Origin of the sequence: Ferruginibacter sp. (assembly GCF_028288465.1) — a bacterium.
GTDB lineage: Bacteria > Bacteroidota > Bacteroidia > Chitinophagales > Chitinophagaceae > Ferruginibacter.
This window is the reverse complement of the sequence record NZ_JAQBNR010000048.1, coordinates 26,085-49,228: the sequence shown is the minus strand read 5'-3', so window position 1 is coordinate 49,228 and position 23,144 is coordinate 26,085. Positions and strand designations below refer to the sequence as shown.

The 23,144-nt window shown below is 41.5% G+C and carries 16 protein-coding genes; 4 read left to right on the top strand and 12 right to left on the bottom strand.

The features are described 5' to 3' along the window. The first annotated feature begins 42 nt into the window (after positions 1–42). The gene (locus tag JWR61_RS18285; protein ID WP_301929183.1) at positions 43–1,797 is read left to right on the top strand and encodes a VWA domain-containing protein; all 1,755 of its coding nucleotides are present in this window, start codon (positions 43–45) and stop codon (positions 1,795–1,797) included. On the opposite strand, the gene dnaJ is transcribed toward JWR61_RS18285, so the two are convergent. After that, positions 1,794–2,972 carry a molecular chaperone DnaJ gene (gene dnaJ, locus JWR61_RS18280; protein WP_301929182.1) on the bottom strand — a complete coding sequence of 393 codons (1,179 nt, stop codon included), beginning with the start codon at positions 2,970–2,972 and terminating at the stop codon, positions 1,794–1,796. The genes JWR61_RS18285 and dnaJ overlap by 4 nt on opposite strands. Before the next feature lie 223 nt (positions 2,973–3,195). Continuing rightward, positions 3,196–3,771 (bottom strand): nucleotide exchange factor GrpE, encoded by a 576-nt coding sequence (locus JWR61_RS18275; RefSeq protein ID WP_290335747.1) that lies wholly within the window; start codon positions 3,769–3,771, stop codon positions 3,196–3,198. Positions 3,772–3,942: 171 nt separating this feature from the next. On the opposite strand from JWR61_RS18275, the gene JWR61_RS18270 reads away from it, so the two are divergent. Next, the gene (locus JWR61_RS18270; protein WP_301929181.1) at positions 3,943–5,124 is read left to right on the top strand and encodes a class I SAM-dependent rRNA methyltransferase; all 1,182 of its coding nucleotides are present in this window, start codon (positions 3,943–3,945) and stop codon (positions 5,122–5,124) included. A gap of 150 nt (positions 5,125–5,274) precedes the next feature. Here the strand turns inward: JWR61_RS18270 and JWR61_RS18265 are convergent, their stop codons facing one another. The 10 genes from JWR61_RS18265 to JWR61_RS18220 form a co-directional block, all read right to left on the bottom strand. Beyond that, positions 5,275–5,514, bottom strand: a complete 240-nt coding sequence (locus JWR61_RS18265) for a T9SS type A sorting domain-containing protein (protein WP_290336009.1) — start codon at positions 5,512–5,514, stop codon at positions 5,275–5,277. 233 nt (positions 5,515–5,747) lie between these two features. Further along, positions 5,748–6,218, bottom strand: coding sequence for a redoxin domain-containing protein (locus JWR61_RS18260; protein ID WP_301929180.1), 471 nt, complete (start codon positions 6,216–6,218; stop codon positions 5,748–5,750). An 89-nt stretch (positions 6,219–6,307) separates the two neighbouring features. Continuing rightward, the gene (locus tag JWR61_RS18255) at positions 6,308–7,243 is read right to left on the bottom strand and encodes a hydrogen peroxide-inducible genes activator (protein WP_290335750.1); all 936 of its coding nucleotides are present in this window, start codon (positions 7,241–7,243) and stop codon (positions 6,308–6,310) included. Positions 7,244–7,455: 212 nt separating this feature from the next. Continuing rightward, on the bottom strand, positions 7,456–9,177 hold the full coding sequence (locus JWR61_RS18250) for an ATP-binding protein (protein WP_301929179.1): 1,722 nt from the start codon (positions 9,175–9,177) through the stop codon (positions 7,456–7,458). Between the two features lies 1 nt (position 9,178). After that, positions 9,179–10,303 carry a sensor protein KdpD gene (locus JWR61_RS18245; RefSeq protein WP_301929178.1) on the bottom strand — a complete coding sequence of 375 codons (1,125 nt, stop codon included), beginning with the start codon at positions 10,301–10,303 and terminating at the stop codon, positions 9,179–9,181. Between the two features lie 2 nt (positions 10,304–10,305). Continuing rightward, the gene (locus tag JWR61_RS18240; RefSeq protein WP_301929177.1) at positions 10,306–10,869 is read right to left on the bottom strand and encodes a K(+)-transporting ATPase subunit C; all 564 of its coding nucleotides are present in this window, start codon (positions 10,867–10,869) and stop codon (positions 10,306–10,308) included. A gap of 21 nt (positions 10,870–10,890) precedes the next feature. Beyond that, positions 10,891–12,936 (bottom strand): potassium-transporting ATPase subunit KdpB, encoded by a 2,046-nt coding sequence (gene kdpB, locus JWR61_RS18235; protein ID WP_301929176.1) that lies wholly within the window; start codon positions 12,934–12,936, stop codon positions 10,891–10,893. A gap of 185 nt (positions 12,937–13,121) precedes the next feature. After that, positions 13,122–14,822 carry a potassium-transporting ATPase subunit KdpA gene (kdpA, locus tag JWR61_RS18230; RefSeq protein ID WP_301929175.1) on the bottom strand — a complete coding sequence of 567 codons (1,701 nt, stop codon included), beginning with the start codon at positions 14,820–14,822 and terminating at the stop codon, positions 13,122–13,124. 805 nt (positions 14,823–15,627) lie between these two features. After that, complete coding sequence (locus JWR61_RS18225; RefSeq protein ID WP_301929174.1) at positions 15,628–17,595, bottom strand: KUP/HAK/KT family potassium transporter; 1,968 nt, start codon at positions 17,593–17,595, stop codon at positions 15,628–15,630. 252 nt (positions 17,596–17,847) lie between these two features. Beyond that, a complete protein-coding gene (locus JWR61_RS18220; RefSeq protein WP_301929173.1) occupies positions 17,848–19,188 on the bottom strand; it encodes a sigma-54 dependent transcriptional regulator in 1,341 nt (446 codons plus the stop codon). A 159-nt stretch (positions 19,189–19,347) separates the two neighbouring features. Between JWR61_RS18220 and JWR61_RS18215 the strand changes: the two genes are divergently transcribed. Both JWR61_RS18215 and JWR61_RS18210 read left to right on the top strand, forming a co-directional pair. Next, the gene (locus JWR61_RS18215; protein ID WP_301929172.1) at positions 19,348–20,034 is read left to right on the top strand and encodes a hypothetical protein; all 687 of its coding nucleotides are present in this window, start codon (positions 19,348–19,350) and stop codon (positions 20,032–20,034) included. Positions 20,035–20,262: 228 nt separating this feature from the next. Beyond that, the gene (locus JWR61_RS18210) at positions 20,263–23,127 is read left to right on the top strand and encodes a DEAD/DEAH box helicase (RefSeq protein ID WP_301929171.1); all 2,865 of its coding nucleotides are present in this window, start codon (positions 20,263–20,265) and stop codon (positions 23,125–23,127) included. The last annotated feature ends 17 nt before the right edge of the window (positions 23,128–23,144 follow it).

The window sequence follows — 23,144 nt, the reverse complement described above, 5'->3', positions numbered from 1 at the left end:
TGTTTGGGATAATTTTTATAACTTACTGCAACTTTTGAACTGTTGAAAAAATTAGCCGTCTACATATCCTTCCTGCTATTTGTGCCATTTGCCAATGCTCAATACTATTTACGTGGCGAAATAAAAAACGAAAAAAGTGAGTTGTTGCAGAATGTAAAAATCTTACTTCACTCAGATAAAAATGTTTACTATTCGGGTACATCAGGGGGGTTTGGTATTTCCTGCCATTCATCTTACGATTCTGTTACACTCATTGCGGATGGTTACGAAACAAAATCATTTGGCGTTAAAACAGATATATTTCAGCAACTCATTTTAAAATCATTGTCTGCCAATGTAACTAAAAACAGACCTAAGCTGATTTCCGTTACTAAAGACCGGGATTTTTCTTCCACCTATACCTGGTATGTCAGCGATGAATCTTATTTTTCGCTGGTAGAAAATGAAACGGTCGATGTAAACAAATTTCCCAATTCAGCTTTTTCCCTTAACATCAATAAAGCATCCTACAGTAATATCCGCAGGTTTCTTACCACTAAAAGTTTGGTGCCACCGGATGCGGTGCGAATAGAAGAATTACTGAATTACTTTAACCTGCACTACCGCGAGCCCTCCAAAAATGAAGTATTTAGTTTAGAATCACAGTTGTCAGATTGCCCGTGGAATGCTGAAAGCAAATTGTTATTCCTGAACGTTAACGCACGCAAACTGGATATGGATAAAGTACCTCCATCTAACCTGGTTTTTTTGATTGACGCTTCCGGAAGTATGGATTTACCCAACAGGCTGCCGCTGGTAAAAGCCGCTTTTCAAATGCTGATAAAAAATTTAAGGGCAATCGACACGGTATCCATTGTGGCTTATGGTGGCAGCGTATCTGTATGGCTTCCACCTACCAGCGGAGCAGAAAAACAGAAGATTACTGCCTCTATAGAAGAGCTGACGGCCAGTGGAGATACACCGGGAGAATCGGCTATCAGGATGGCATACGGTCTGGCAGAAAGATCTTTCATAAAAGGTGGAAATAACAGGGTGATACTGGCAACAGATGGCGATTTTAATGTGGGAGAAGTGACAGAAAAGGCCCTTGATGAGCTGATCACTAAAGAAAAAAAGAGTGGTGTATACTTAACCTGCCTGGGTGTAGGTATGGGAAATTTTAAAGATTCCAAACTGGAAACGCTGGCAAAAAGAGGGAACGGAAATTACGCCTACCTCGACAATATTACCGAGGCGGAAAAAGTACTGGTAAAAGAAGTAACCCAGACATTTTTTTCAGTGGCGGACGATGTTTTTTTAAATGTACATTTTAACCCCGCCGTAATAAAAGATTATCGCCTGATTGGTTTTGATAATAAGCGGGATGCCATTGCGGACAGTTCGGGCGAACTGGAAGGAGGAGATATCGGCAGTGGAAACAGTGTGCTGGCGATTTTTGAGGTAACACCAAAAAATGATTTTGCGGTTGATTCAGGGACAATGATTTCACCGGCATCGGTTTCACTAAAATATACCCTGCCGGCTACAAAAAACCGCAGGGAAATTAAATTTGATTGCCCTGCAAATTACCAGTCTTTTAATAACATCGATAAGGAGTATCAACTTGGCGCTTCTATAGCCATGTTTGGTATGAAACTGCGCCAGTCAAAGTATTTTCCCATAACAGACTGGACGGAGACAGAAAGAATCGCCACCAATGCCTATAACCCTGACAGCTACCTGCAAAAGCAATTTGTACAGTTGATTGGGATGGCCAAAAAAATCTACGTAAAAAAGAAAATGAAATATAAGGATTAGGCAAACATCTCTCTCACCTTATCAAAAAAAGACTTGTCGCCTTTTTCCGGCTTTGGTTCAAAGTTTTTGCTGTCCTGCATTTTTTCCAGCATGGCTTTTTCTTCAGAACTCACATGTTGCGGCGTCCACACATTTACATGTATCAACTGATCACCTTTTTCGTAAGAATTTACTGAAGGAAAGCCTTTTCCTTTCAACCGGAAAATTTTACCACTCTGGGTTCCCGGCGGAATTTTTATTTTAGCCTTTCCATCAATCGTAGGTACCTCTATGTTGGTTCCAAATACCGCTTCAGGAAAAGAAATATGTAAATCGAACGCCACATTCAGGCCGTCTCTTTGTAGTTGTGCATGAGCTTCCTCTTCAATCAGGATGATTAAGTCGCCGTTGGCTCCGCCGCGTTCGCCTGCGTTGCCTTTACCATTCATGCTCAGTTGCATGCCTTCCTGTACACCTGCCGGTATTTCGATGGTAACGGTTTCCTCACCGTATACACGTCCCTCACCCTTGCAGCTTGTACATTTATTGGCGATGGTACTTCCTTCGCCATTACAGGTAGGGCAGGTAGTTACGGTCTGCATCTGGCCCAGGAAGGTATTCTGCACTTTTCTTACCTGGCCGCTGCCACCGCAGGTGCCACAGGTTTGTACACTGTTTTTATCTTTAGCTCCGCTGCCGCTACAGGTAGCGCAGGGAACATATTTTTTTACCTTAACTGTCTTCGAAGCGCCCTTGGCCATCTCTTCGTAGTTCAGTTTTATTTTTATGCGCAGGTTACTGCCCCGCACACCATGGCTTCTTCCGCCGGAAGATCGCCGTCCACCGCCACCTCCGCCACCAAAGAAACTGCCAAACGGACTTTCATCGCCAAAAATATCTCCAAACTGGCTGAAGATATCATCCATATTCATACCACCGCCACTAAATCCGCCACCGCTGTTACCACGACCGCCACTGAAAGCCTGGTGACCAAAACGGTCATACTGGGCCCGCTTGTCCGGATCGCTTAATATTTCGTAAGCCTCAGCTGCTTCCTTAAATTTTTCTTCAGATGCTTTATCGCCGGGATTGCGGTCAGGGTGAAACTGCATAGCCACTTTACGGTACGCTTTTTTTATCTCATCCTGCGATGCAGTTTTACTAATCCCCAAAATTTCATAAAAATCTTTCTTCATAAACCGGTTTCCCAAAGGGTAATTTGTTTTATGCCTAACCTTTAAAAAGGGTAAAGACAATTGTTATTATTATTTTACCAGCATTTTTTCATTGGTCAGCATTGTTGTGTCACTCACTTGTACTTTAATATCTGTAACGAACTTTTACCGAAGCGTAACAAGATTGGCTATGGTCAGCTTAGGTTAATTCCTGCTTTGCAATTTGCAGGCAGTAGATACCGATCTATTTACCAACCACTACTTTGGCAAACCTGATAATCTTATCATTCAGGTAATACCCTTTTTGAACCTCGTCCACTACTTTATCTTTCAGGTTTTCAGAAGGAGCCGGTATTTCGGTAATCGCTTCATGTTTTTCCACATCAAACTCTGTGTTGATACTGTCCATGGCTTTCAATCCTTTTGCCTGTAATGTGCTTCTCAGCTTGCCAAACACCAGTTCGATACCTTTTCTTATTTGTTCCAGGTCAGTACTTGTCTGCAGCTGTTTTTCAGCACGTTCGCTGTCATCCAATACATCCAGTAAAGAGGTAATTACTTCCCTGCCCGCAGTTTGAATCAGTTCAATTCTTTCTTTGGCGCTGCGGCGTTTATAGTTATCAAACTCGGCGAATAAACGGATGTATTTATCTTTTTGTTCTTCCAGTTCAGACTGCAGTTTTTCAAACGCGTTTTCCCCCGCTTCATTGCTTAAGTGGGTATTTCCCGGAATATCCGAATCAGAATTGATGTCCTCAAAGCCCTGCGTTTGCTCCGCCATGGTTGTTTCCTCCTCTGTTTCTTTTATTTTTTGTTCCATAATTATAGTGTTAAGCCTTCTTTTTTTGTTATACAATCAAAATTGTAAATGAGGTGCAAATGTACGATAGTCAAACATTTTGCCAACCTTCATTAACAGCCAAATTGGCAAATGAAGTGAGTTTAACTGCAAATTTGAACTGGCTGAGCGGTTAAAAGTTACCTTTGCGGCATGAAAAGTCTCTTCCTGAATAAAAATGTAGGAAATCGTGTGGAAACCGGCCATCCCTGGATTTTTGCGAACGAAATAAACCGCGGTAAAGCTTTAGATGCAGCTGCCAAAGCCGGCGAAATAGTAAATGTTTTTACGCACGACAAAAAATTTATTGGTAAAGGCTATGTAAATCCACAATCGCAGATAATGGTGCGGCTGCTTACCCGGGATAAAGATGTCGCAATTGATGAGGCTTTTTTTTATAATAAAATCAAGCAGGCCTGGGCCTACCGGCAAACGCTGGGTTATACTAAAAACTGCCGTCTCATTTTTGGCGAAGCGGATGACCTGCCCCAACTGATCATCGATAAATTCAACGATTATTTTGTGATACAAACTTTGGCGCTGGGCATCGACATCTGGAAGCCTGCCATTGTAAAAGCCCTGGAACAATTATTTTCGCCCAAAGGCATTTATGAACGCAACGATGTACCGGTAAGGGAGCTGGAAGGTATGGAACAGCACAAAGGATTTTTATCAGCTGAATTTGATACCAATATTATTATTGAGGAGAACGGGATAAAAATGAATGTGGATATTGCAAACGGGCAAAAAACGGGGTATTTTTTAGACCAGCAGGATAACCGCCGCGCCATTCAGCATATCGTAAAAGGTGCGGATGTATTGGGTGCGTTTTGCTACACCGGCTCATTTGAAGTTACGGCTGCCCACTATGGCGCCAAAAGTGTTTTGGGATTAGATATTTCCCCAAGCGCCATTGATATGTGCAACAAAAATGCGGCCCTGAACGGACTGGAAAGTATTTGCCGCTTTGAATGCGTAAATGCATTTGATGTGTTAAAGGAATGGACGAAAGATGGCAAGCAATGGGACGTTGTAATGCTGGACCCGCCTTCGTTTACAAAGAGCAGGAGTACCATTGACAAAGCCGTGGCAGGCTATAAGGAAATTAATTTACGTGGAATGAAACTGGTGAAACCCGGCGGGTTTTTGGTGACCTCCAGTTGTACCAACCTGGTGAAGCCGGAGTTGTTTTTAGACATTATACAAATGGCCGCCAAAGATGCCAAACGAAAAATAAGGCAGGTGGTTTTTAATGCGCAATCAGCCGACCACCCGATTATCCGCGGACAGGAAAATACGCACTATTTAAAGTTTTTGATTGCACAGGTTTTATAAACTACCTGGTTTCATGCAAATCAAAAATCAGTGATCGCATGATACGCTTCGGTAAAAGTTCAATAAAGCTTTAAAGTACAAGAGTGCGACGCCAATGAAGCTTATTTGAAAATATGTAGCTGGGCCAATAAAAATAGAAGGAAATAAAACTTAACGTACCACCTGGAATTTGCCGGAATCAATCACGTTGCCATTTTTATCGCTGAGGCGAAAAATATAAACGCCGCGGTAAAAGCCGTTGAGGGAAAGATTGGTGAGCTGTGAAAGTGTGTTTACATCCAGCACTTTTTTGCCCATGAAATTGTATAACTGAAGCGTAAAAGATTTGTCGTAACCACGCACGAACTCGAAGCTAATAGCGGTAGTAGCTGGATTTGGATAATATTTAATCAGTTTTGCAGCAGGATCACCACCATTGGAAGCGGCGATTTTATTTTGAGCAAAAGAAGTAAAAATTAATCCAAATAATACGATTGATATAATTGTTAAACGTTTCAGTTTATGTAAAAGTAGGTAAATTCTTTAAAAATGCCACCTGTTTTCTTAAACAAATTATAATGCAAATTATTGTGAAAGAGCCAATAAGATGTTAAAACTTATCGGCTCTTATTGGTATAAAAATATTAATTTAACCCGGCCAGTATTTCCTGTATTGCGGTAAAATTGGGCTGATCTCCCGCGCTTTCCAGCACTTCGGCATAACGTACAATACCTTCTTTGTCTATCACAAAAGCGGAGCGTTTGCTCACACCTTTCATTTCCAGGATCCAGTCGGTATAAATGCTTTCGTAGGCTGTGGATACCTCTTTATTAAAATCGCTTAACAAGGGAAAATTTAAATTTTGCTCTGCTTTAAATTTACCCAGCGTAAAAACAGAATCAACAGAAATGCCAAATACCTGCGCATTGGCGGCATTATAAGTGGCTATATTATCTCTTGTGCTGCACAATTCCGCGGTGCAAACGCCGGTAAACGACTGCGGAAAAAATAACAGCAATACATTTTTGCCTTTGTAATCTGCCAGGCTCACTTTGTTTTTTTCACTGTCGTATAAAGTAAATTCGGGGGCTTGCTGCCCAATTTCGATTGCCATATTTTTTATTTTTAGATTGTAAATATAGGTCGGCTTCAAACATACCAGCAGCCTGCCGTACATTTTTTAGATTATTTTTTTAGCGCACCCTAAATTTTGACCAGGTTTTTATTTTTGTTCAGCATTATTTTAGCGGGGATAGATTCTATAATGGCCGCTTTCAACACATCCACCAGTTTTTTCTTTACATAGTCGCGGTGCGTAACAAGGCTCACTTCCCTCACCGGCACCGGCGCTTTAAAATGCCGCACCATGTTGAGTTGCTTCAGCGTAAAATCCAGTGTAGCCATTTCAGGTAAGATGGTCACACCATTATTTTTTTCCACCATTTTGCGTAAGGTTTCCACGCTGCCGGCTTCGTATTCAAAATGGCTTTGTTCGGTACTTTGTTTTTTTAGCTCACATAAATTAACGATCTGCGAGCGGAAACAATGGCCTTCTTCCAGCAGCCATAATTCCTTTAAATCAATATCATCAGCGAGTACATACGTCTTTTTAAAAGCCGCGTTTGATTTGGAAACGTAGGCCACCAGCTCTTCGTAAAATAAGGGATATTCCTTGATGGCGCTTTCCTGTAAAGGCGTTACCAGCAAACCCGCATCTATCTTTCCGGCTTTTAGTTTCTCTACCAAAATGTCGGTAGTCATTTCTTTTACCCTTATTTTAATATCCGGGTATTTTGTAAGAAAAGGTTGCAGAAACATGGGCAGCAGGTAAGGTGCCAATGTTGGTATGATCCCGATTCTAAGTTCGCCCTGTAACACACCCTGTTTATCTTTTATCAGCTGGTGCATCATCTTTACTTCATGTACAATCATCCTTGCCTGGCGGATGACTTCTTCGCCGGTTTCTGTTGGTATGACTGGTTGTTTGCTGCGGTCAAACAATTTGGTGCCGAGTTCGTCTTCCAGTTTTTGCACCTGCATACTGAGTGTTGGCTGGGTTACAAAACACCTTTCGGCCGCAGTAGAAAAATGCCGGTAAGTATCCAGCGAAATAATGTATTCCAGTTGCGTAATTGTCATACTGTAAAAATAGACAATCGTTATATTATTAACAGAAATATCGAAAAAGATTATATGATAAAATTTGTCGAAGAACCATTTTTTTGGACTTTACAGCAATATTTTTTGGCAATATTTTTTTCCCGGGGGCAAATACACAGCTTTGTGGATCATTCTTGTGTCACCCTCTTGTACTGTTTTAGCTTTGTGTAACACTACTTCAATCCGCTACGTTATGAGGTCGTCGCAGAACTCCCCTTCAGGGTATGAGGGAAAGCATTTAAAACTACCATAAAACTGCTGCCGGTGCCATAATCGCTTTCTACGTTTATCTGTCCACCCTGGGCTTCAATAAATTCTTTGCAGATAGAAAGTCCGAGACCCGTACCTTCTTTGTGTGTGCCGGGAACACGGAAATAACGATCGAAAATTTTGGACTTGTATTCCGGTGCAATGCCTTGTCCGGTGTCTTTTACAGTGAAAATTATTTTACTGTCAGTTGCATGTATGCTTGCAAAGACGGTTGAATTATCATAGGAGTAGCGGATAGCATTCGATAATAAATTGGTAAGTACCCAGGCAGTTTTTTCATTGTCAGCCGCTACCTGCGGCAGGTTGGGTGCTATGTCAACATCCAGCTGAATATTTTTTTGTTCGGCCGCGGATTTGTTGGCGTTAACTGCATACTCCAGAATTTCTTTGGCATCACTGGATACAACGCTTAACTGTATTTTACCGCTATCTACCTGTGTCATGTTCAGTAGCTCCCCGGTAATTTTTAACAGGCGGTTGGTGTCATCTTTTATACTGTCCAGCAGCAATTGCTGTTCGGTATTTACATTGCCGGTTTGCTTATTATCCAGCAACTGCAGACTCATTCTGATAGAGGCTATAGGAGTTTTTAATTCGTGCGAAACGGTGGCGATGAAGTTTGTTTTGGCTTCATTCAGTTCATGGTAGGGCGTGATATTGCGCAGCACAATCACCTGGCCAATTACTGCATCATTTGCTTTTACGTTGATAAAATCTTTATTAAAAAAACTCTCTTTTTCATCCGCATAAATTTTTAATTCCTTCCGGGTTTCATCCTGCAGCAAGGTTCTCATCAGGTCGTTTTGAATGGCTATATCTGCTGCATATTTACCAATGATATCACTTTCTTTAAGACCCAGTATTTTTTCAGAAACCGCGTTAACAAACAAAATATGTTTCTTGTCATCCAAACCGATAATGCCATCTTTCATCTGGTTGATAATGGTTTCTATCCTGCTTTTTTCAAACTTTATTTTTGCGAGGTTACTGCTTTCGTATTCATCCAGTTTTTCGGCCATGCTGTTGAAAGAATTGGCAAGATCACCGAACTCATCTTTTTGTTCCAGGTAAATCCGTTGCTTGTAATTTTTGTTGGCAATTTCCCTGATGCCTTCTGCGAGCCTTGTTACTGGTTCAGAAATCACAGCCGGAAAATTATAAATGAAAGTGATGCTAACGATGATCAATATGGTGAAGATTAGTGTGAGCCAGAAGCGTGCATCCTCCGCCGTTTTTTGCGCAATTTCGTTTTTTCTTAAAATAGCATCCTGGTTCAAATCATTGATTATTTGTATGGACTTGCGCAATTGCGTGTAATTGGATGAATCTGCAGGATTGGCTTTCAATTCTGTAAAATCTTTCCTAAGTGCTTCCGTACTCTCTTTTTCGCCCGGTTCTGTAATATTTTTTTCCTGCCTCTCCAGGTTATATTCAAATAACTGAAAGGCTGCTTTTTTAGAAGGGATTTCTTCCAGCGCCTTCAGCATATTATTCGCGTACACAAGCGATTCGTGGTTATTTTTTAATACCCTGTCTGAATCATTACTAAGGCGGTTAATATAAAAAAAACCAAGAATGCCAAAGGCCACTATCACCGCAAACAGGAAGGAAAGGCCGAGGGATAATTTTGTTTTAAGTTTCATGCTATGCTAAAATTACAATGTCGATATCTGATTCTGACAATTTATTCAGCAGCTGGTTAAATACGGGTGTACTGACAATGATATTCCAAAGGGTAAGATGGGGTTTGCCAATGCAAATTGTAGTGATGTGCTGATCTACGCTGGCTTCCAGGATTCCTTTGGCGATATTTTTATTTTTTATTTTAATGATCTCTGCTCCCAGTTCTGCAGACAGTTTAAAATTATTGATCAGGTGTCTTTGTAACGCAAGTCCAATTTTATCTCCGCTTTCGTTTGGTGTTTGAACATATAGCACATACCATTTGCTGTTATAGTAAGAAGCCAGCCTGGCCGTTTTGCGAATCACTTTTTTTGCAATTTCATGATTGCTGCTGATGCAGGCCATAAAACGTTCCGTTTTTAAATGCGTATTACGGGGCAACTCGGTTTCAATCTTGCGCTCTACCTGTCCGGCTACTTCTTTTAGCGCCAGTTCTCTTAACTGGAGTATGCGCTCGCTTTGAAAGAAGTTTTTCAACGAGACTTCAATCTTATCAGGTGAATAAATTTTGCCTTCCTTTAGCCTGGTGATCAGTTCGTCTGCCGTAAGGTCGATGTTCACTACTTCATCTGCCTGCTGTAAAACACTGTCTGGTATACGCTCTGCTACATCTACACCTGTAATTTCTTTTACGGCGCTGTTAAGGCTTTCTATATGCTGTATATTTACAGCACTGATCACATTGATACCGGCATCTAAAATTTCTATTACATCCTGCCAGCGTTTTTCATTTTTACTGCCTTCAATATTGCTGTGGGCCAGTTCATCTACAATCACCACTTCAGGATGCAGGTTGATTACCGCCTGCACATCAAACTCCTCCAGCTCTTTTCCCTTGTAAAATAATTTACGCCTCGGTAGTACGGGCAGCCCCTCCAGCAGTTCGTGTGTCTCTTTACGATTATGTGTTTCAATATAACCGATCATAACGTCCACGCCATTGCGCAACAGGGTTTGTGCCTCCTGTAACATCCGGAAAGTTTTACCTACACCGGCACTCATACCAATGTATATTTTAAACTTGCCCCTCCTGCTTTTGCGGATGAGGTTCAAAAAGTGTTCGGCATTGGATGTTATTTCGGGCATAATTATTTTAATTTATCCAGGGCGATGTTCAACTGTAAAATATTTATTTTTTCTGTGCCAAATAAACCCAGTAACGGCTTTTGTGTTTGCTGCACTACCAGTGTATTTAATTTGTCTTCGGAAATGTTTCTTGCTTTTGATATTCGTGCAACCTGCACCATTGCAGCCTCTGCAGAAAGATCAGGATCTAATCCGCTACCAGAAGCGGTTACTAATTCTGCAGGGATGGCTTCTTTTTTTATAGAAGGATTGTGTACTAAAAAAGTATCTACCCTGTCTTGCACCTGTTTTAAGTACTCAGGATTGCTGGGTCCTTTATTGCTTCCACTACTGCCAGCTGCATTGTAGCCGGCGGCAGATGGCCTGCTGTTAAAATAATTATCTGCGGTAAAATTCTGACCTTCTAATTTGTAACCAACCACTTTGTTATTAACACTCACGGTTTCACCGATGCCATGGTTAGGACCCACCTGGGCAACTACCCAGATTGCAATTGTGTAGATACCTGCAAGCACTATGATGGAAATGAAGGTTAACTTTAATGCGGGAAGAATATGCTGTTTCATTTTTTTAAATTTATTTGTTTATTAAAACCAAACCGATACCAGTAAATCCAATAATTTAATTCCGATAAAGGGTTCTATTACTCCACCCAGTCCAAAGATCAATAAGTTTCTTCTCAGCAAGGCGCTGGCACCAATGGGCTTGTATGCCGCCCCTTTTAAGGCCAGGGGAATCAGCATCGGGATGATGAGGGCATTAAATATTACTGCTGATAAGATAGCACTTTCAGGACTATGCAGGTGCATGATGTTTAAACCTTGTAATGCCGGTATCGAAGTGATAAATAATGCCGGTACAATTGCAAAATACTTTGCTACGTCATTGGCGATTGAGAAGGTGGTTAAAGTTCCCCTGGTCATCAATAATTGTTTTCCGATCTCTACAATTTCTATCAGTTTGGTGGGGTCATTATCCAGGTCTACCATATTACCTGCTTCCTTAGCTGCGGCAGTACCACTATTCATTGCCACGCCTACATCAGCCTGTGCAAGTGCAGGTGCATCATTTGTGCCATCGCCCATCATGGCGACTAACTTTCCGCCTTGCTGTTCCTGTTTGATGTAGTTCATTTTGTCTTCAGGTTTTGCTTCGGCGATGAAATCATCTACGCCGGCTTTTTCTGCAATGAACTTTGCTGTTAAAGGATTATCACCTGTTACCATCACTGTTTTTACACCCATTTTACGCAGACGTGCAAACCTTTCCTGGATACCGGGTTTTATGATGTCCTGTAATTCAATAACACCCAATACCCTATTGTTCTCACTTACAACCAGTGGTGTACCGCCGTTGCTTGAAATCAACCGCACTCTTTCTGCAGTTTCTTCCGGAAAGCCATTGCCTGCCTTCGTCACTATATTTTTTATAGCATCATAAGCACCTTTACGAATTTTTATGCCGCCATGTAAATCGATGCCGCTGCTTCTGGTTTCCGCTGTAAACATAATAAATTTAGCGCCGTCGGTTTTAAAGGTATTTACATTGATGTTAGCCAGTTCAATGATTGATTTTCCCTCAGGCGTTTCATCTGCCAGAGAGGATAACGTACAAGCTTCTGTAAAAGCGGCTGCATCAATACCATTGGCAGGATAAAAGTTGGTAGCCTTTCTGTTACCAATGGTGATGGTACCTGTTTTATCAAGTAATAGTGTATCCAGGTCCCCGGCAGTTTCTACCGCTTTACCACTTTTTGTAATTACGTTCGCCCGGAGGGCCCTGTCCATGCCGGCAATGCCAATGGCGCTTAACAGGCCACCAATAGTAGTTGGTATCAAACACACAAACAAGGAGATAAACGCCGCAATGGTGATCGGTGTATTGGCATAGTCGCCAAATGGTTTTAGCGTGATACACACAATGATGAACACCAGTGTAAAGCCAGCTAATAAAATAGTCAACGCAATTTCATTGGGTGTTTTCTGGCGGCTGGCACCTTCTACCAGCGCAATCATTTTATCCAGGAAAGATTCGCCCGGTTCTGTGGTTACCCTTACTTTTATTTTGTCGGACAATACTTTTGTGCCGCCTGTAACAGAACTTTTATCACCGCCGCTTTCCCTTATCACCGGTGCACTCTCACCAGTGATGGCGCTTTCATCGATGGTTGCAATTCCCCAGATTATTTCGCCGTCCATGGGTATCATGTCGCCTGCTTCACAAAGAAATACATCTCCTTTTTTTAACTGGGAAGAAGGAACAATTTTTACTTCGTTCACATACATTTCTCCCACAGTTTGTATCCATTTCGCCGGTGTTTCCTCCCTTGTTTTTCTGAGAGAATCTGCCTGCGCCTTCCCCCTTGCTTCTGCAATGGCTTCGGCAAAATTGGCAAACAGCAGGGTTAAAAAAAGTACCCCAAACACAATGAGATTATACAACAGGCTGCCCTGTGTTTTTTCGCCGGTAGCGATCCAGATGCAAACGGCCAGCATTACGGCTGTACATATTTCCACCGTAAACATTACCGGGTTGCGGAACATGATACGGGGATTTAATTTTATAAAAGACTGTTTTAAAGCGGTGTTGATGAGCGCTGGTTCAAACAGTTTATTAGATTGGTTCTTTGCCATGATTTTATTTTTTGATGCACTATTTTTTGACACAAGTTTTAATGCACTAATTATACAAATTTTAAAGCCAATTGCTTTTACCTGAGCCGCAGAGCATGCATTGCCTTGTTCAATATTGTTTTGTTGTACAAGAGTGCGACGCCAGTGAAGCTTCATTTATATTCAACGGCTGGGCTTATAATTTTTTAACGCATACCAAAGTATTCTGCCAGCGGACCAAGCGCAAGGGCGGGAAAAAAGGATAATGCTGCGATGATAAAAATGACTGCGAAAATCATAATGGCGAAAGTGGACGTGTCTGTTTTTAAAGTACCGGCACTTTCGGGCACATATTTCTTTTTGGCCAGAATACCTGCGATGGCCACCGGGCCAATGATTGGTAAAAATCTTCCCATCACCATTACCAGTCCGCAGGCGATGTTCCAGAATGGCGTGTTATCGCCCAGTCCTTCGAAGCCGCTCCCGTTGTTGGCTGATGAAGAGGTAAACTCGTATAACATTTCGCCAAAGCCGTGGCTGCCGGGGTTGTTTAACCAGGCTGCATAAGCCGTTGGGTTTTGCGCATACAAGTGCGATGCGATGGCAGTACCAACCAATATCAGGAAGGGGTGCAGCAATGCAATGATGGCTGCAATCTTCATTTCCTTTGCTTCGATCTTTTTGCCTAAAAATTCCGGTGTGCGGCCTACCATTAAGCCGCTGATGAAAACGGCGATGATGATGAAAATATAGAAGTTTAAAAAGCCCACACCTACACCGCCATAGAATGAATTGATCATCATGCCCAGCATGGCAAACATGCCGGTAAGCGGTGTAAAGCTGTCATGCATGGCGTTGACCGAACCGTTGGAAGTTACGGTGGTAGTGATACCCCAGTAGGCGGATGCAGCCGGGCCAAAACGTACTTCCTTGCCTTCCATGCTTCCCAGTTTTTGAACCAGGCCCATTTTATGAATGGCATTGCTGCCTTTCATTTCCTGGTAGATGGAAGGGATCACCAGTAATAAAAAGCCGATTGTCATCACTCCAAAAATCATCCAGGCAAAACGTTTTCTTTTGATGATATAACCCAGCGCAAATATCATGGCGATGGGTATCAGGATGATGCAGATGTTCTCCATCATGTTCGTAACGTAATTGGGATTTTCCAGCGGGTGGGCGCTGTTAACACCAAAGTATCCACCTCCGTTGGTACCGATTTGCTTGATGGCTACCATAGCTGCCGCAGGTCCTCTTGAGACATTCACTGTATCACCCTGCAGGGAAATAAATTGGTCTTTACCCTGAAATGTCATGGGTGTGCCATTGAACAACAAAACGATTGCTATCACAGCTGAGATGGGCAATAAAACCCTGGTGCAGGATTTTATAAAGTACACATAAAAGTTTCCCAGCTTATCGCTGTTCTTTTCTTTCATTGCTTTAAATACTACAGCACATGCTGCCATCCCTGCACCTGCACTTACGAACTGAAAAAACATCAACAGCAATTGCCCCAGGTACGATACACCGCTTTCACCGGAATAGTGTTGCAGGTTGGTATTGGATACAAAACTGATGGTAGTGTTAAAGGCCAGGTCGGCACTCATGGATGGATTACTATCGGGGTTGAGCGGCAGCCAGCTCATGTTCATTAATACCAGCATGGAGAGTAAAAACCACACGAGATTGATAACTAATAATGCCACAAGGTTTTGTTGCCAGGTCATTTCTTTTGTGGGGTTGATACCGCCGGCTTTGTAAAACAATTTGTCTATAGGATTGATAATGGGATCGAGCCAGGTTTTATCCCCGCTATAAACTTTACCAATATACCGGCCTAATGGAATGGCCAGCAGTACGGTGATGATAAACGTGGCAACAACGCCAAAAATTTCTGTGTTCATAAAAGTGAATTGTGAATGGTGAATTGTAAATGTTCGTTGATAATGAATATTCTCATTGATCACTTACCATTCAGGGTTAAAATTTTTCTGGCTTTACAAGTACATAACAGATGTAACAAAAAACCAGGATGGATAAAATAAAAAGTAATAACATGGTTTAGAATTTTTATACCTGATGCGGTGATCAGATTTTGTCAAAAAAATCAATGGCTTTAAAAAATAGCACAAAGCATAAAAGCCCTGCAAGAATTAGAAGAATGGTCAGCATTTTTTAGTTTTTATTTATGAAATAATATTTTAAACTTTTGATAGGTAATGTAAACGAGCGCAACTGCTGCTAACCAGGCCAACAGTATAATAACAACTTCTTTTACTTTTTGAGGTATTGGATGCAAAGCCATTATTCGGTTTATAAATTTTTTCATTTTTTTAAAAAATGTAGTAAAACGAAAGCCTGAAGAATCTTGTAGCCATGATAATTATCATCGGAAATATTGATTTTCACATGCTTTGAATTGATTAGGCAATGGGTTTAAACAGGATCCGCCAATATCACAAAATCAGTAACTTCTAATAAACACATGTACTAGTTTTATCATTTGCCTGAATTGTTGAAAAGGCAATTTCATTTTTCCCATTTCATTACATGATGCCAAACCATATGCCTTTCTTGTTAAAATAGTTTAGTGAAACCTGTAATGCAGTACTGTATTGTGTTGTATGTAATATGGATAACAGAGCATCATTTCGAATCAATAAAAAACCCTTCCAGAATGGAAGGGTCGCTTTTCAAAAGGAAGTGCTTTTATGCGTGTACAATGCGTTTAAGCGGAATGCTTACAACCGGGGAAACAACCAGTGGAATCCTTTCAATGGCCGTATCGCCCATTTCAAGGCCAAAGGCCTTTTTATCTGACTGACCAAGATTGAGAATAGCAAAATAGGAGTTGAGAATGAAACTGTCTTTAAATGAAAATTCGTTTTCTATCGACAGAAATTTTTGAATTAACACATACCTGATATCTGCAGAAATATTGTGCTTATTCAACAGCGGCGCTTCATCATTGATGCCAATCTCCAGGTCATGGTGTTCCACCATTTCCTGCATAACCTTTTTCATAAACAAATTTATCCTGGGTTGGATGCGAAAGCCTAAACGAAACTCTACCCGGATGATTTTATCATGCACAATTTCTTCTACTGAATACTCCATGGTATAAGGTTCATCTGTTCTGTCGATGTGAACAAACCAATACACATCGGCACGCTTGGGCCTTTTACTAAAAATGGATTCTAAAATTCTTTTTTCAACACTTTTATTGCTGTTAGCTTTGGTAAGATAGATCAGGTGTGTAGCATATTTGGGTTCCTTTAAATTAATGCTCAAATTATGCAAAGCCGGCACAAATGGGGCGATAGACTCAAAGTGTAAAAATCTGTTGGTAATTTTTCTTGCTTTGTACCAGATGTACATAATGAACACAAGCAGGATCTCAAAGATTAAAAACATCCAGCGTTGTTTTATTTTGGCAACATTAGCTACAAAAAAGGAAAGTTCTACGGACAGAAAAATGGCCAATATCAGCAACAAAACAGGGGTGCTCCATTTTTTTATAAACTTCATGTAGTAGAACATCAGCATGGTTGTCATCAGCATGGCAATTGTTATGGAAAAGCCATACGCAGCCTCCATGGCGCTTGATTCTTTAAAATATAACATCATTACTACGCAGCCAATCCATAGTATCCAGTTGATACTGGGGATATAAATCTGGCCCCTGACATTAGTGGGGAATTTAATGGTAATGCGTGGCCAGAAATTCATATTTACTGCCTCACTGATCAATGTGAATGATCCGCTGATAAGTGCCTGGCTGGCGATGATGGTAGCCAGCGTTGCAATGATGATTGCAGGCAGCAAAAAGCTATGGGGTATAATCGCATAAAAAGGGTTGATCCCATTCAGCGTTGATTTTCCACTTTTTAGTAACCAGGCAGCCTGCCCAAAATAATTGGCTACCAACGCAATCTTCACAAAGATCCAGCTTACCTGTATATTTTTTCTGCCGCAGTGCCCAAGGTCGCTGTACAATGCTTCGGCGCCTGTTGTGCATAAAAACACAGAGCCAAGTAACCAAAATCCTTTAGGATAGTGGCTCAAAAGGTCGTATGCGTAATATGGATTGAAAGCCGATAATATGTGGGGATAATATGTAACCTGTACAATACCAAAAAACATGATCATTGAAAACCAGACAAACATAATGGGGCCAAAGGAACTTCCGATTACCTTGGTACCAAATTGCTGAAAGAAAAATAAAAGGGAAATAATACCAACGATTATCCCGATGGTTAGCGTATTACCCGGAACAATAATATTCTCCAGACCATGCAAGCCATTTAAACCTTCAATAGCAGAGGAGACAGAAATAGGGGGTGTAATAATGCCATCCGCCAATAAAGTGGCGGCACCCAGTGCGGCCGGAAAATACAGCCAGTGCCGGTATCTCCAAACAATGGCATACAGTGAAAATATTCCTCCTTCACCTTTGTTATCTGCCTGCAGGGTGAGCAATATATATTTAAAAGTGGTTTGCAGCGTCAGTGTCCAAAACACACAGGAGATACCGCCGTATACCAGCTGATCTGTTATAACGCGTTTGCCGATGATGGCTGAAAAAACGTACAAAGGCGAAGTGCCAATGTCACCAAAAATAATTCCTAGGGTAATTAACAGGCCTGCGCCGGTAACTTTTTTTAAGTTGGGATGCATAATATTTTTTTATAAAAAATGTACAACAACAGCGTAAAAACAACTATTGGTGTAACCGATATAACAGCACTTTGCTAAAGGAAGATCATTTTATTTGTACGGTAAATGTGAATTGGACAAAATCAATAAACCTGTTGATAGCAGTAACTTTCAGCAATATTATTTAATAAATTTCATCGCTTAATTCACCTCAAAAAAAAATACAAAAAACCCTCCGTTTTGGGAGGGTGATTTTCATTTTGAAATGGTTTTTTAAAAAATTTTATACTCTTCTATTTTCCGGTACAATGTGGTTAAGCCAATATTCAGCAATCTTGCTGCCTCTGTTTTATTTCCTTTGGTATGATTTAATACCCGCTGAATATGCAATTTTTCAACACCCGACAATTCGAAGGCCGACATGCCGCTTTGCTGTTGTGTGTCATTGATCTGCAGTTCTACCGGCAAACTGTCTGATGTCAATTGCGACCCTTCGGCCAGGATGACGGCCCGTTCGATTACATTTTTTAGTTCCCTGATATTTCCTTTCCACACATGGTTTTGCAAATGACTGCTAAAGTCTTTACTCATACCATCGATCCGCTTATTGCTTTTCTGAGCAAATAGTTTTATAAAACTATTTGCCAGGTCCGGTATGTCTTTTTTCCGGTCACGTAACGAAGGCAACAGGATAGTAAACACATTGATCCTGTAAAAAAGGTCTTCCCTGAACCTGCCGGTTTTTACTTCATCCTGCAGGTCGCGGTTGGTTGCTGCAATAATTCTTACGTCCACTTTGGTGGGTTTTGTGTCACCCACTTTGATAAACTCACCTGTTTCCAGCACCCGCAATAATTTCGCCTGCAGGTCAATATGCATTTCACCGATCTCATCTAAAAATAAGGTACCCGTATTGGCTTCTTCTATCAAGCCCTTTTTATCTTTCAATGCGCCGGTAAAGGCACCCGACTTATGCCCGAATATTTCACTTTCCAGCAACTCCTTTCCAAATGCACTGCAATTCAGCGCCATAAAAGGTTTGCCCGCCCGCAGGCTGCCATTGTGAATGGCCTGTGCAAATACCTCTTTGCCTGTACCAGTCTCGCCCAGCAATAAAACCGATGCGTTGGTTGGTGCTACTTTTTTTGCAAATGCAATGGCTTCCTGTATCAGCGGCGAACTGCCTAAAATACTGTCGAACCCGTAACGTTTGCCTACCTGCTGCTCCAGTTTTTCGATACGTTTTTCCAGCTGTACTTTTTCCAGCGCCCGGTTGATGAGTGGAACAATTTTTTCATTGTCATTGCCTTTGGTAAGATAATCAAAAGCGCCATTTTTCATGGCCTGTACACCATCCGGAATATTACCATACGCAGTAAGCAAAATAATTTCCACCCGCGGATAAAGGGTCTTTATTTCTTTAATCAGTTCAACTCCGTTACCGTCTGGCAGTTTAACATCACATAAAATTACATCGGCTTCTGTCTGTTCCAGTTTTTTTAATGCGGCTTTACAGGTAGCCGCTTCCAGCACTTCGTAACCTTCCAGCCGGATGATACGGGCCATCAGTGTTCTTAATTTTTCTTCATCATCGATGATTAATATTGTATGCACAACCTATTTTTCTCAAATGTACTGAAATACAGTATTGTATACCTGTAAAAATAACCGCTCGGGCAGATATACAACAGATGTTAAAAAAAATCGTTAACATGCCTGGTTACTCAACAAAAAGGTAAATTTGCGTTGTTTAAAATCTACAAAAATCGCAGTATGAAAAACATCAATTTTAAAATCGCCGCTTGCATAATGACCCTGTTGCTTTTTTCTTTCTGTGCCGGCGCCCAGTACAAGTCATTTATACTGTCGCCAAAGGGAGATACACTGAACGTAGTGGATAAAAATAATTTAAAGCAGGGCAGGTGGGTGATTAGTGTGGTGGAATTAAGAGGCGAACCCGGGTATGACGAAGAAGGATATTTTAAAGATGATAAAAAGACAGGTCCCTGGCGCAAATACAACAGCACCGGAGATATTTTGGCTGTGGAAAATTATAAAGCTGGTGGCAAAGAAGGTGTGCAGGAATACTTCACATTTTTGGGCGACCTTATCCGCCATGAAGAATGGAAAGGGTACGATCCTGAAAGACCGTACGATACCATTGCCGTATACGGGCAGGGTAACAATGAGGTAAGCAGTTACAAAATTGTAAAGGCAGAACAGTATAGTGTTCCCAACGGTGTATGGAAGTATTACGCTCCGGGTGAGAAATTTATTAAGGCTGAAACCTACGATCATGGACGCCTGATAAAAGCAGATAATAACACAGCAATCGTGGCTAAAAAACCTGCAGATGTAACGGGTGAAGTGGGGAAGACGAAAGAGATACTGGAGTACGAAAAAAAATACAGCAAAAAGAAAAGAAAACAAATGGAGCGGGAAGGAAAGACTTCGTTGTAATGATGCAACAATAATCTTTATAAGAAAACAAGTTGTTCCGGGCCAGGAAGCTATAATGAAAATCGTTGCATCGCCCTCTTGTACCGCAGCGTTATAAGCAGCTGTTTATTGACGGCATTCATAAATCTGCTTGGATTATTTTTCTAACCTTTGCCTTTTTAATTTAAGCATGATAGTCAATATTTGGGCATCATTCGCTGATAAATCTACTACATTTGCGGTCTGATTATGGCCGATAGAAAAACAGAAAAAAAAACCGCTTTGCTGCTGCTGCCCCGGCAGTTAACCCAGCAAAAAAGCATCCTCCGTTCGCTTCACATTACAAAAAATGTTTTAGGTGTAAAGTATGATATAGCAGAGCTCGACAGCCGGGAAATGCTGCGGCTGTACAGCGATCTTCCAGGCCAGGCCAAGCAGGGTTTATACGGGTTAACACCGGAAGGTCTTTATCGCATGGAAGATGATATTATCAAACGCCATAAGCAGCAAAAATCAGGCGTTCAGCTGAGCCAGTTTTTAAAGGCAGCCTATGCACGAAAACTGCAGGAGCATTTTGAATTTTTTAAACCATTTGCACACCTTGTAAAATGGTATCATCAGTTACCCAATGCAAGTACAGGCAACATGATAACTGCCCCGTGCAGTTTCAGCAACTACAAACCATTTTTGAAGTTTGAAGTGCTGAAGGAGAAAGACGAATTGGTATTGCAAACCATCATAACCATTAACGGAACCAATTATCCCCTGGAAAATTTTAACCGTTTCCACTTCCTGCTCGAAAGTAAAAACGAGTATTTTTTACTGGCATCAAAAGATTATCAAACGCTGGAATGGCTGGTGCAAAAAAATCCGTCGCAATACAGTGCTGATGCGCCATCCCTTGCAGAAAATATTTTGAGCAGGCTCGAAGAAAGCTACACCGTAGAGCGAAATAATTTGTTCTCTGTAACCACGATAGAGGTTCCACCAGTACGAAGGGTGTTACTTAGCGAGATAAGCAATTCTTTTTTAGTACTTACCCCACAATGGGTATACGATGGATATATTGCAGAGGGTGAGTGGAAGGAGTATTTTGAAACCACCAACCGCGGTGAAACCATAGTTGTAAAACGCGATAAAGAAATGGAGGCTGCTTTTAAAAAGGAGCTCGTTGCCTTACACCCCAATTTTATCAAGCAGTTAAATGGCTGGTATTATTTATCGTTTGCCGAAGCGCAGAAAAAGCAATGGTTTTTAAAAGTATACCACCAGCTGCTGGATATGGATATCGAACTGGCTGGTATGGACATGCTTACCCACTTCAGGTATTCGGCACATAAGCCGGTTACCAAAATGACGATTATAAAAAAAGATGCGCAGGTTTTGCTGGCTGATTTTTCCCTGCAGTTTGGAGAGGAAAAAATAGCGTTGCCGGAACTGCAGAAAATGCTCATTGCCGGCCAACGTGCCCTCATGCTGAAGGATGGATCCTTCGGTGTTTTAACCGAAAGCTGGATAGCTGAATATGCCACCATCATCAAACATAGTAAGATAGAAAAAAAGCAATTGAACGTACCGCAATGGCTGGCGATCAGCGAACAAAAAAATCCGACAGAAAATCAGCCGCTGAAAATTACGGTAAGTGATGACTGGTGGCAAAACTGGGAACGCTGGCAGCAGCCGGGTGAAGTGGTATATAAAGCGCCGGCCAGCATACAGGCTACGCTGCGTCCTTACCAGCAAAAAGGGTTTGAATGGCTAAAAATGTTATCGGCTATCAATGCAGGTGCTTGCCTGGCGGATGACATGGGATTGGGTAAAACCCTGCAGACGATTTGTTTTATAACTGACCGGATGGAGCAGGTAAAAGGCGGAATGGCATTGATAGTTTGCCCATCTTCCCTTATTTACAACTGGCAGCAGGAGATTACGAAATTCGCCCCTCATTTGCGCAGTTATATTCATCATGGCGCAGCAAGAAATATCAGTTCCATTAATGCTGAAACAATGGATGTTTGCATCACCAGTTATGGCACCATGCGGTCGGATATTGAACAACTGTCAGCCATTGTTTTTGATGTGGCTGTAGTGGATGAAAGCCATAATATAAAAAATCCTTCAGCGCAAAGTACCCGTGCTATTTACCAGTTGCAGGTTCGCAGCCGTATTGCCCTGAGCGGTACGCCAGTAATGAACAATACTTTTGATTTGTATTCGCAACTTGAATTTCTGTTGCCCGGCATGTTCGGTACAAAAGAATTTTTTAAACGGGAATATGCTGATGCCATAGACCGTGACCGGAATGAAGAAAAAATTGCTGCACTCCAAAAACTAACCGCCCCATTTATTCTCCGCCGAACCAAAGAACAAGTGGCTAAAGACCTGCCGGAAAAAACAGAGACTGTGTTATGGTGTAACATGAATGCTTCGCAAAAAGAAATGTACGAAGGCATCAAAGAAAATATTAAAAGCAACCTGTTTTTAAATATAAAAACTGAAGGCCTCGGCAAAAGCAAACTAGCCGTGCTGCAGGGTATCATGAAATTGAAACAGGTGTGCAGTTCGCCTTTATTGTTACCTGCTGAAGAACAAACAACCGGTCATTCAGTAAAAACAGAAATGTTGCTGGAAGAGCTGGCTAACCTCGGCAATCATAAAGTGCTGGTGTTTTCTCAGTTTACAAAAATGCTGAACCTGCTGGCAGAAAGCTTTACAAAAAAGGGCATTTCATTTTATCAGCTGGATGGCAGTACACCACCCAGGCAGAGAGCTGCAATGGTGGCTGATTTCCAGGAGCCATCCAATACTACCAGTGTTTTTTTAATCAGCCTGATGGCGGGTAATACGGGTCTCACCTTAACTGCGGCAGATTATGTATTTCTGTTTGATCCCTGGTGGAACAATGCAGTGCAGCAACAGGCCATCGACCGGACTCACCGCATTGGGCAAACCAAAAACGTATTTGCTTACAAGATGATTTGTAAGGATACGATAGAGGAAAAAATCATTCAGCTGCAGCAAAGAAAAAAAGAACTCAGCGATAATTTAATCGGCGATAACGAAGGCTTTGTAAAACAATTGAGTAAAGAAGACGTAGAATTTTTATTTAGTTAATCAACTACGCATAATTA

Bases quoted from the DNA above. Each gene is read 5' to 3' on its own strand.
- kdpA (WP_301929175.1), bottom strand. From the start codon at position 14,822: ATGAACACAGAAATTTTTGGCGTTGTTGCCACGTTTATCATCACCGTA.
- JWR61_RS18255 (WP_290335750.1), bottom strand. From the start codon at position 7,243: ATGACAATTACGCAACTGGAATACATTATTTCGCTGGATACTTACCGG.
- JWR61_RS18275 (WP_290335747.1), bottom strand. From the start codon at position 3,771: ATGGAACAAAAAATAAAAGAAACAGAGGAGGAAACAACCATGGCGGAG.
- JWR61_RS18245 (WP_301929178.1), bottom strand. From the start codon at position 10,303: ATGCCCGAAATAACATCCAATGCCGAACACTTTTTGAACCTCATCCGC.
- JWR61_RS18215 (WP_301929172.1), top strand. From the start codon at position 19,348: ATGAAAAACATCAATTTTAAAATCGCCGCTTGCATAATGACCCTGTTG.
- dnaJ (WP_301929182.1), bottom strand. From the start codon at position 2,972: ATGAAGAAAGATTTTTATGAAATTTTGGGGATTAGTAAAACTGCATCG.
- JWR61_RS18270 (WP_301929181.1), top strand. From the start codon at position 3,943: ATGAAAAGTCTCTTCCTGAATAAAAATGTAGGAAATCGTGTGGAAACC.
- JWR61_RS18250 (WP_301929179.1), bottom strand. From the start codon at position 9,177: ATGAAACTTAAAACAAAATTATCCCTCGGCCTTTCCTTCCTGTTTGCG.
- JWR61_RS18210 (WP_301929171.1), top strand. From the start codon at position 20,263: ATGGCCGATAGAAAAACAGAAAAAAAAACCGCTTTGCTGCTGCTGCCC.
- JWR61_RS18260 (WP_301929180.1), bottom strand. From the start codon at position 6,218: ATGGCAATCGAAATTGGGCAGCAAGCCCCCGAATTTACTTTATACGAC.
- kdpB (WP_301929176.1), bottom strand. From the start codon at position 12,936: ATGGCAAAGAACCAATCTAATAAACTGTTTGAACCAGCGCTCATCAAC.
- JWR61_RS18225 (WP_301929174.1), bottom strand. From the start codon at position 17,595: ATGCATCCCAACTTAAAAAAAGTTACCGGCGCAGGCCTGTTAATTACC.
- JWR61_RS18240 (WP_301929177.1), bottom strand. From the start codon at position 10,869: ATGAAACAGCATATTCTTCCCGCATTAAAGTTAACCTTCATTTCCATC.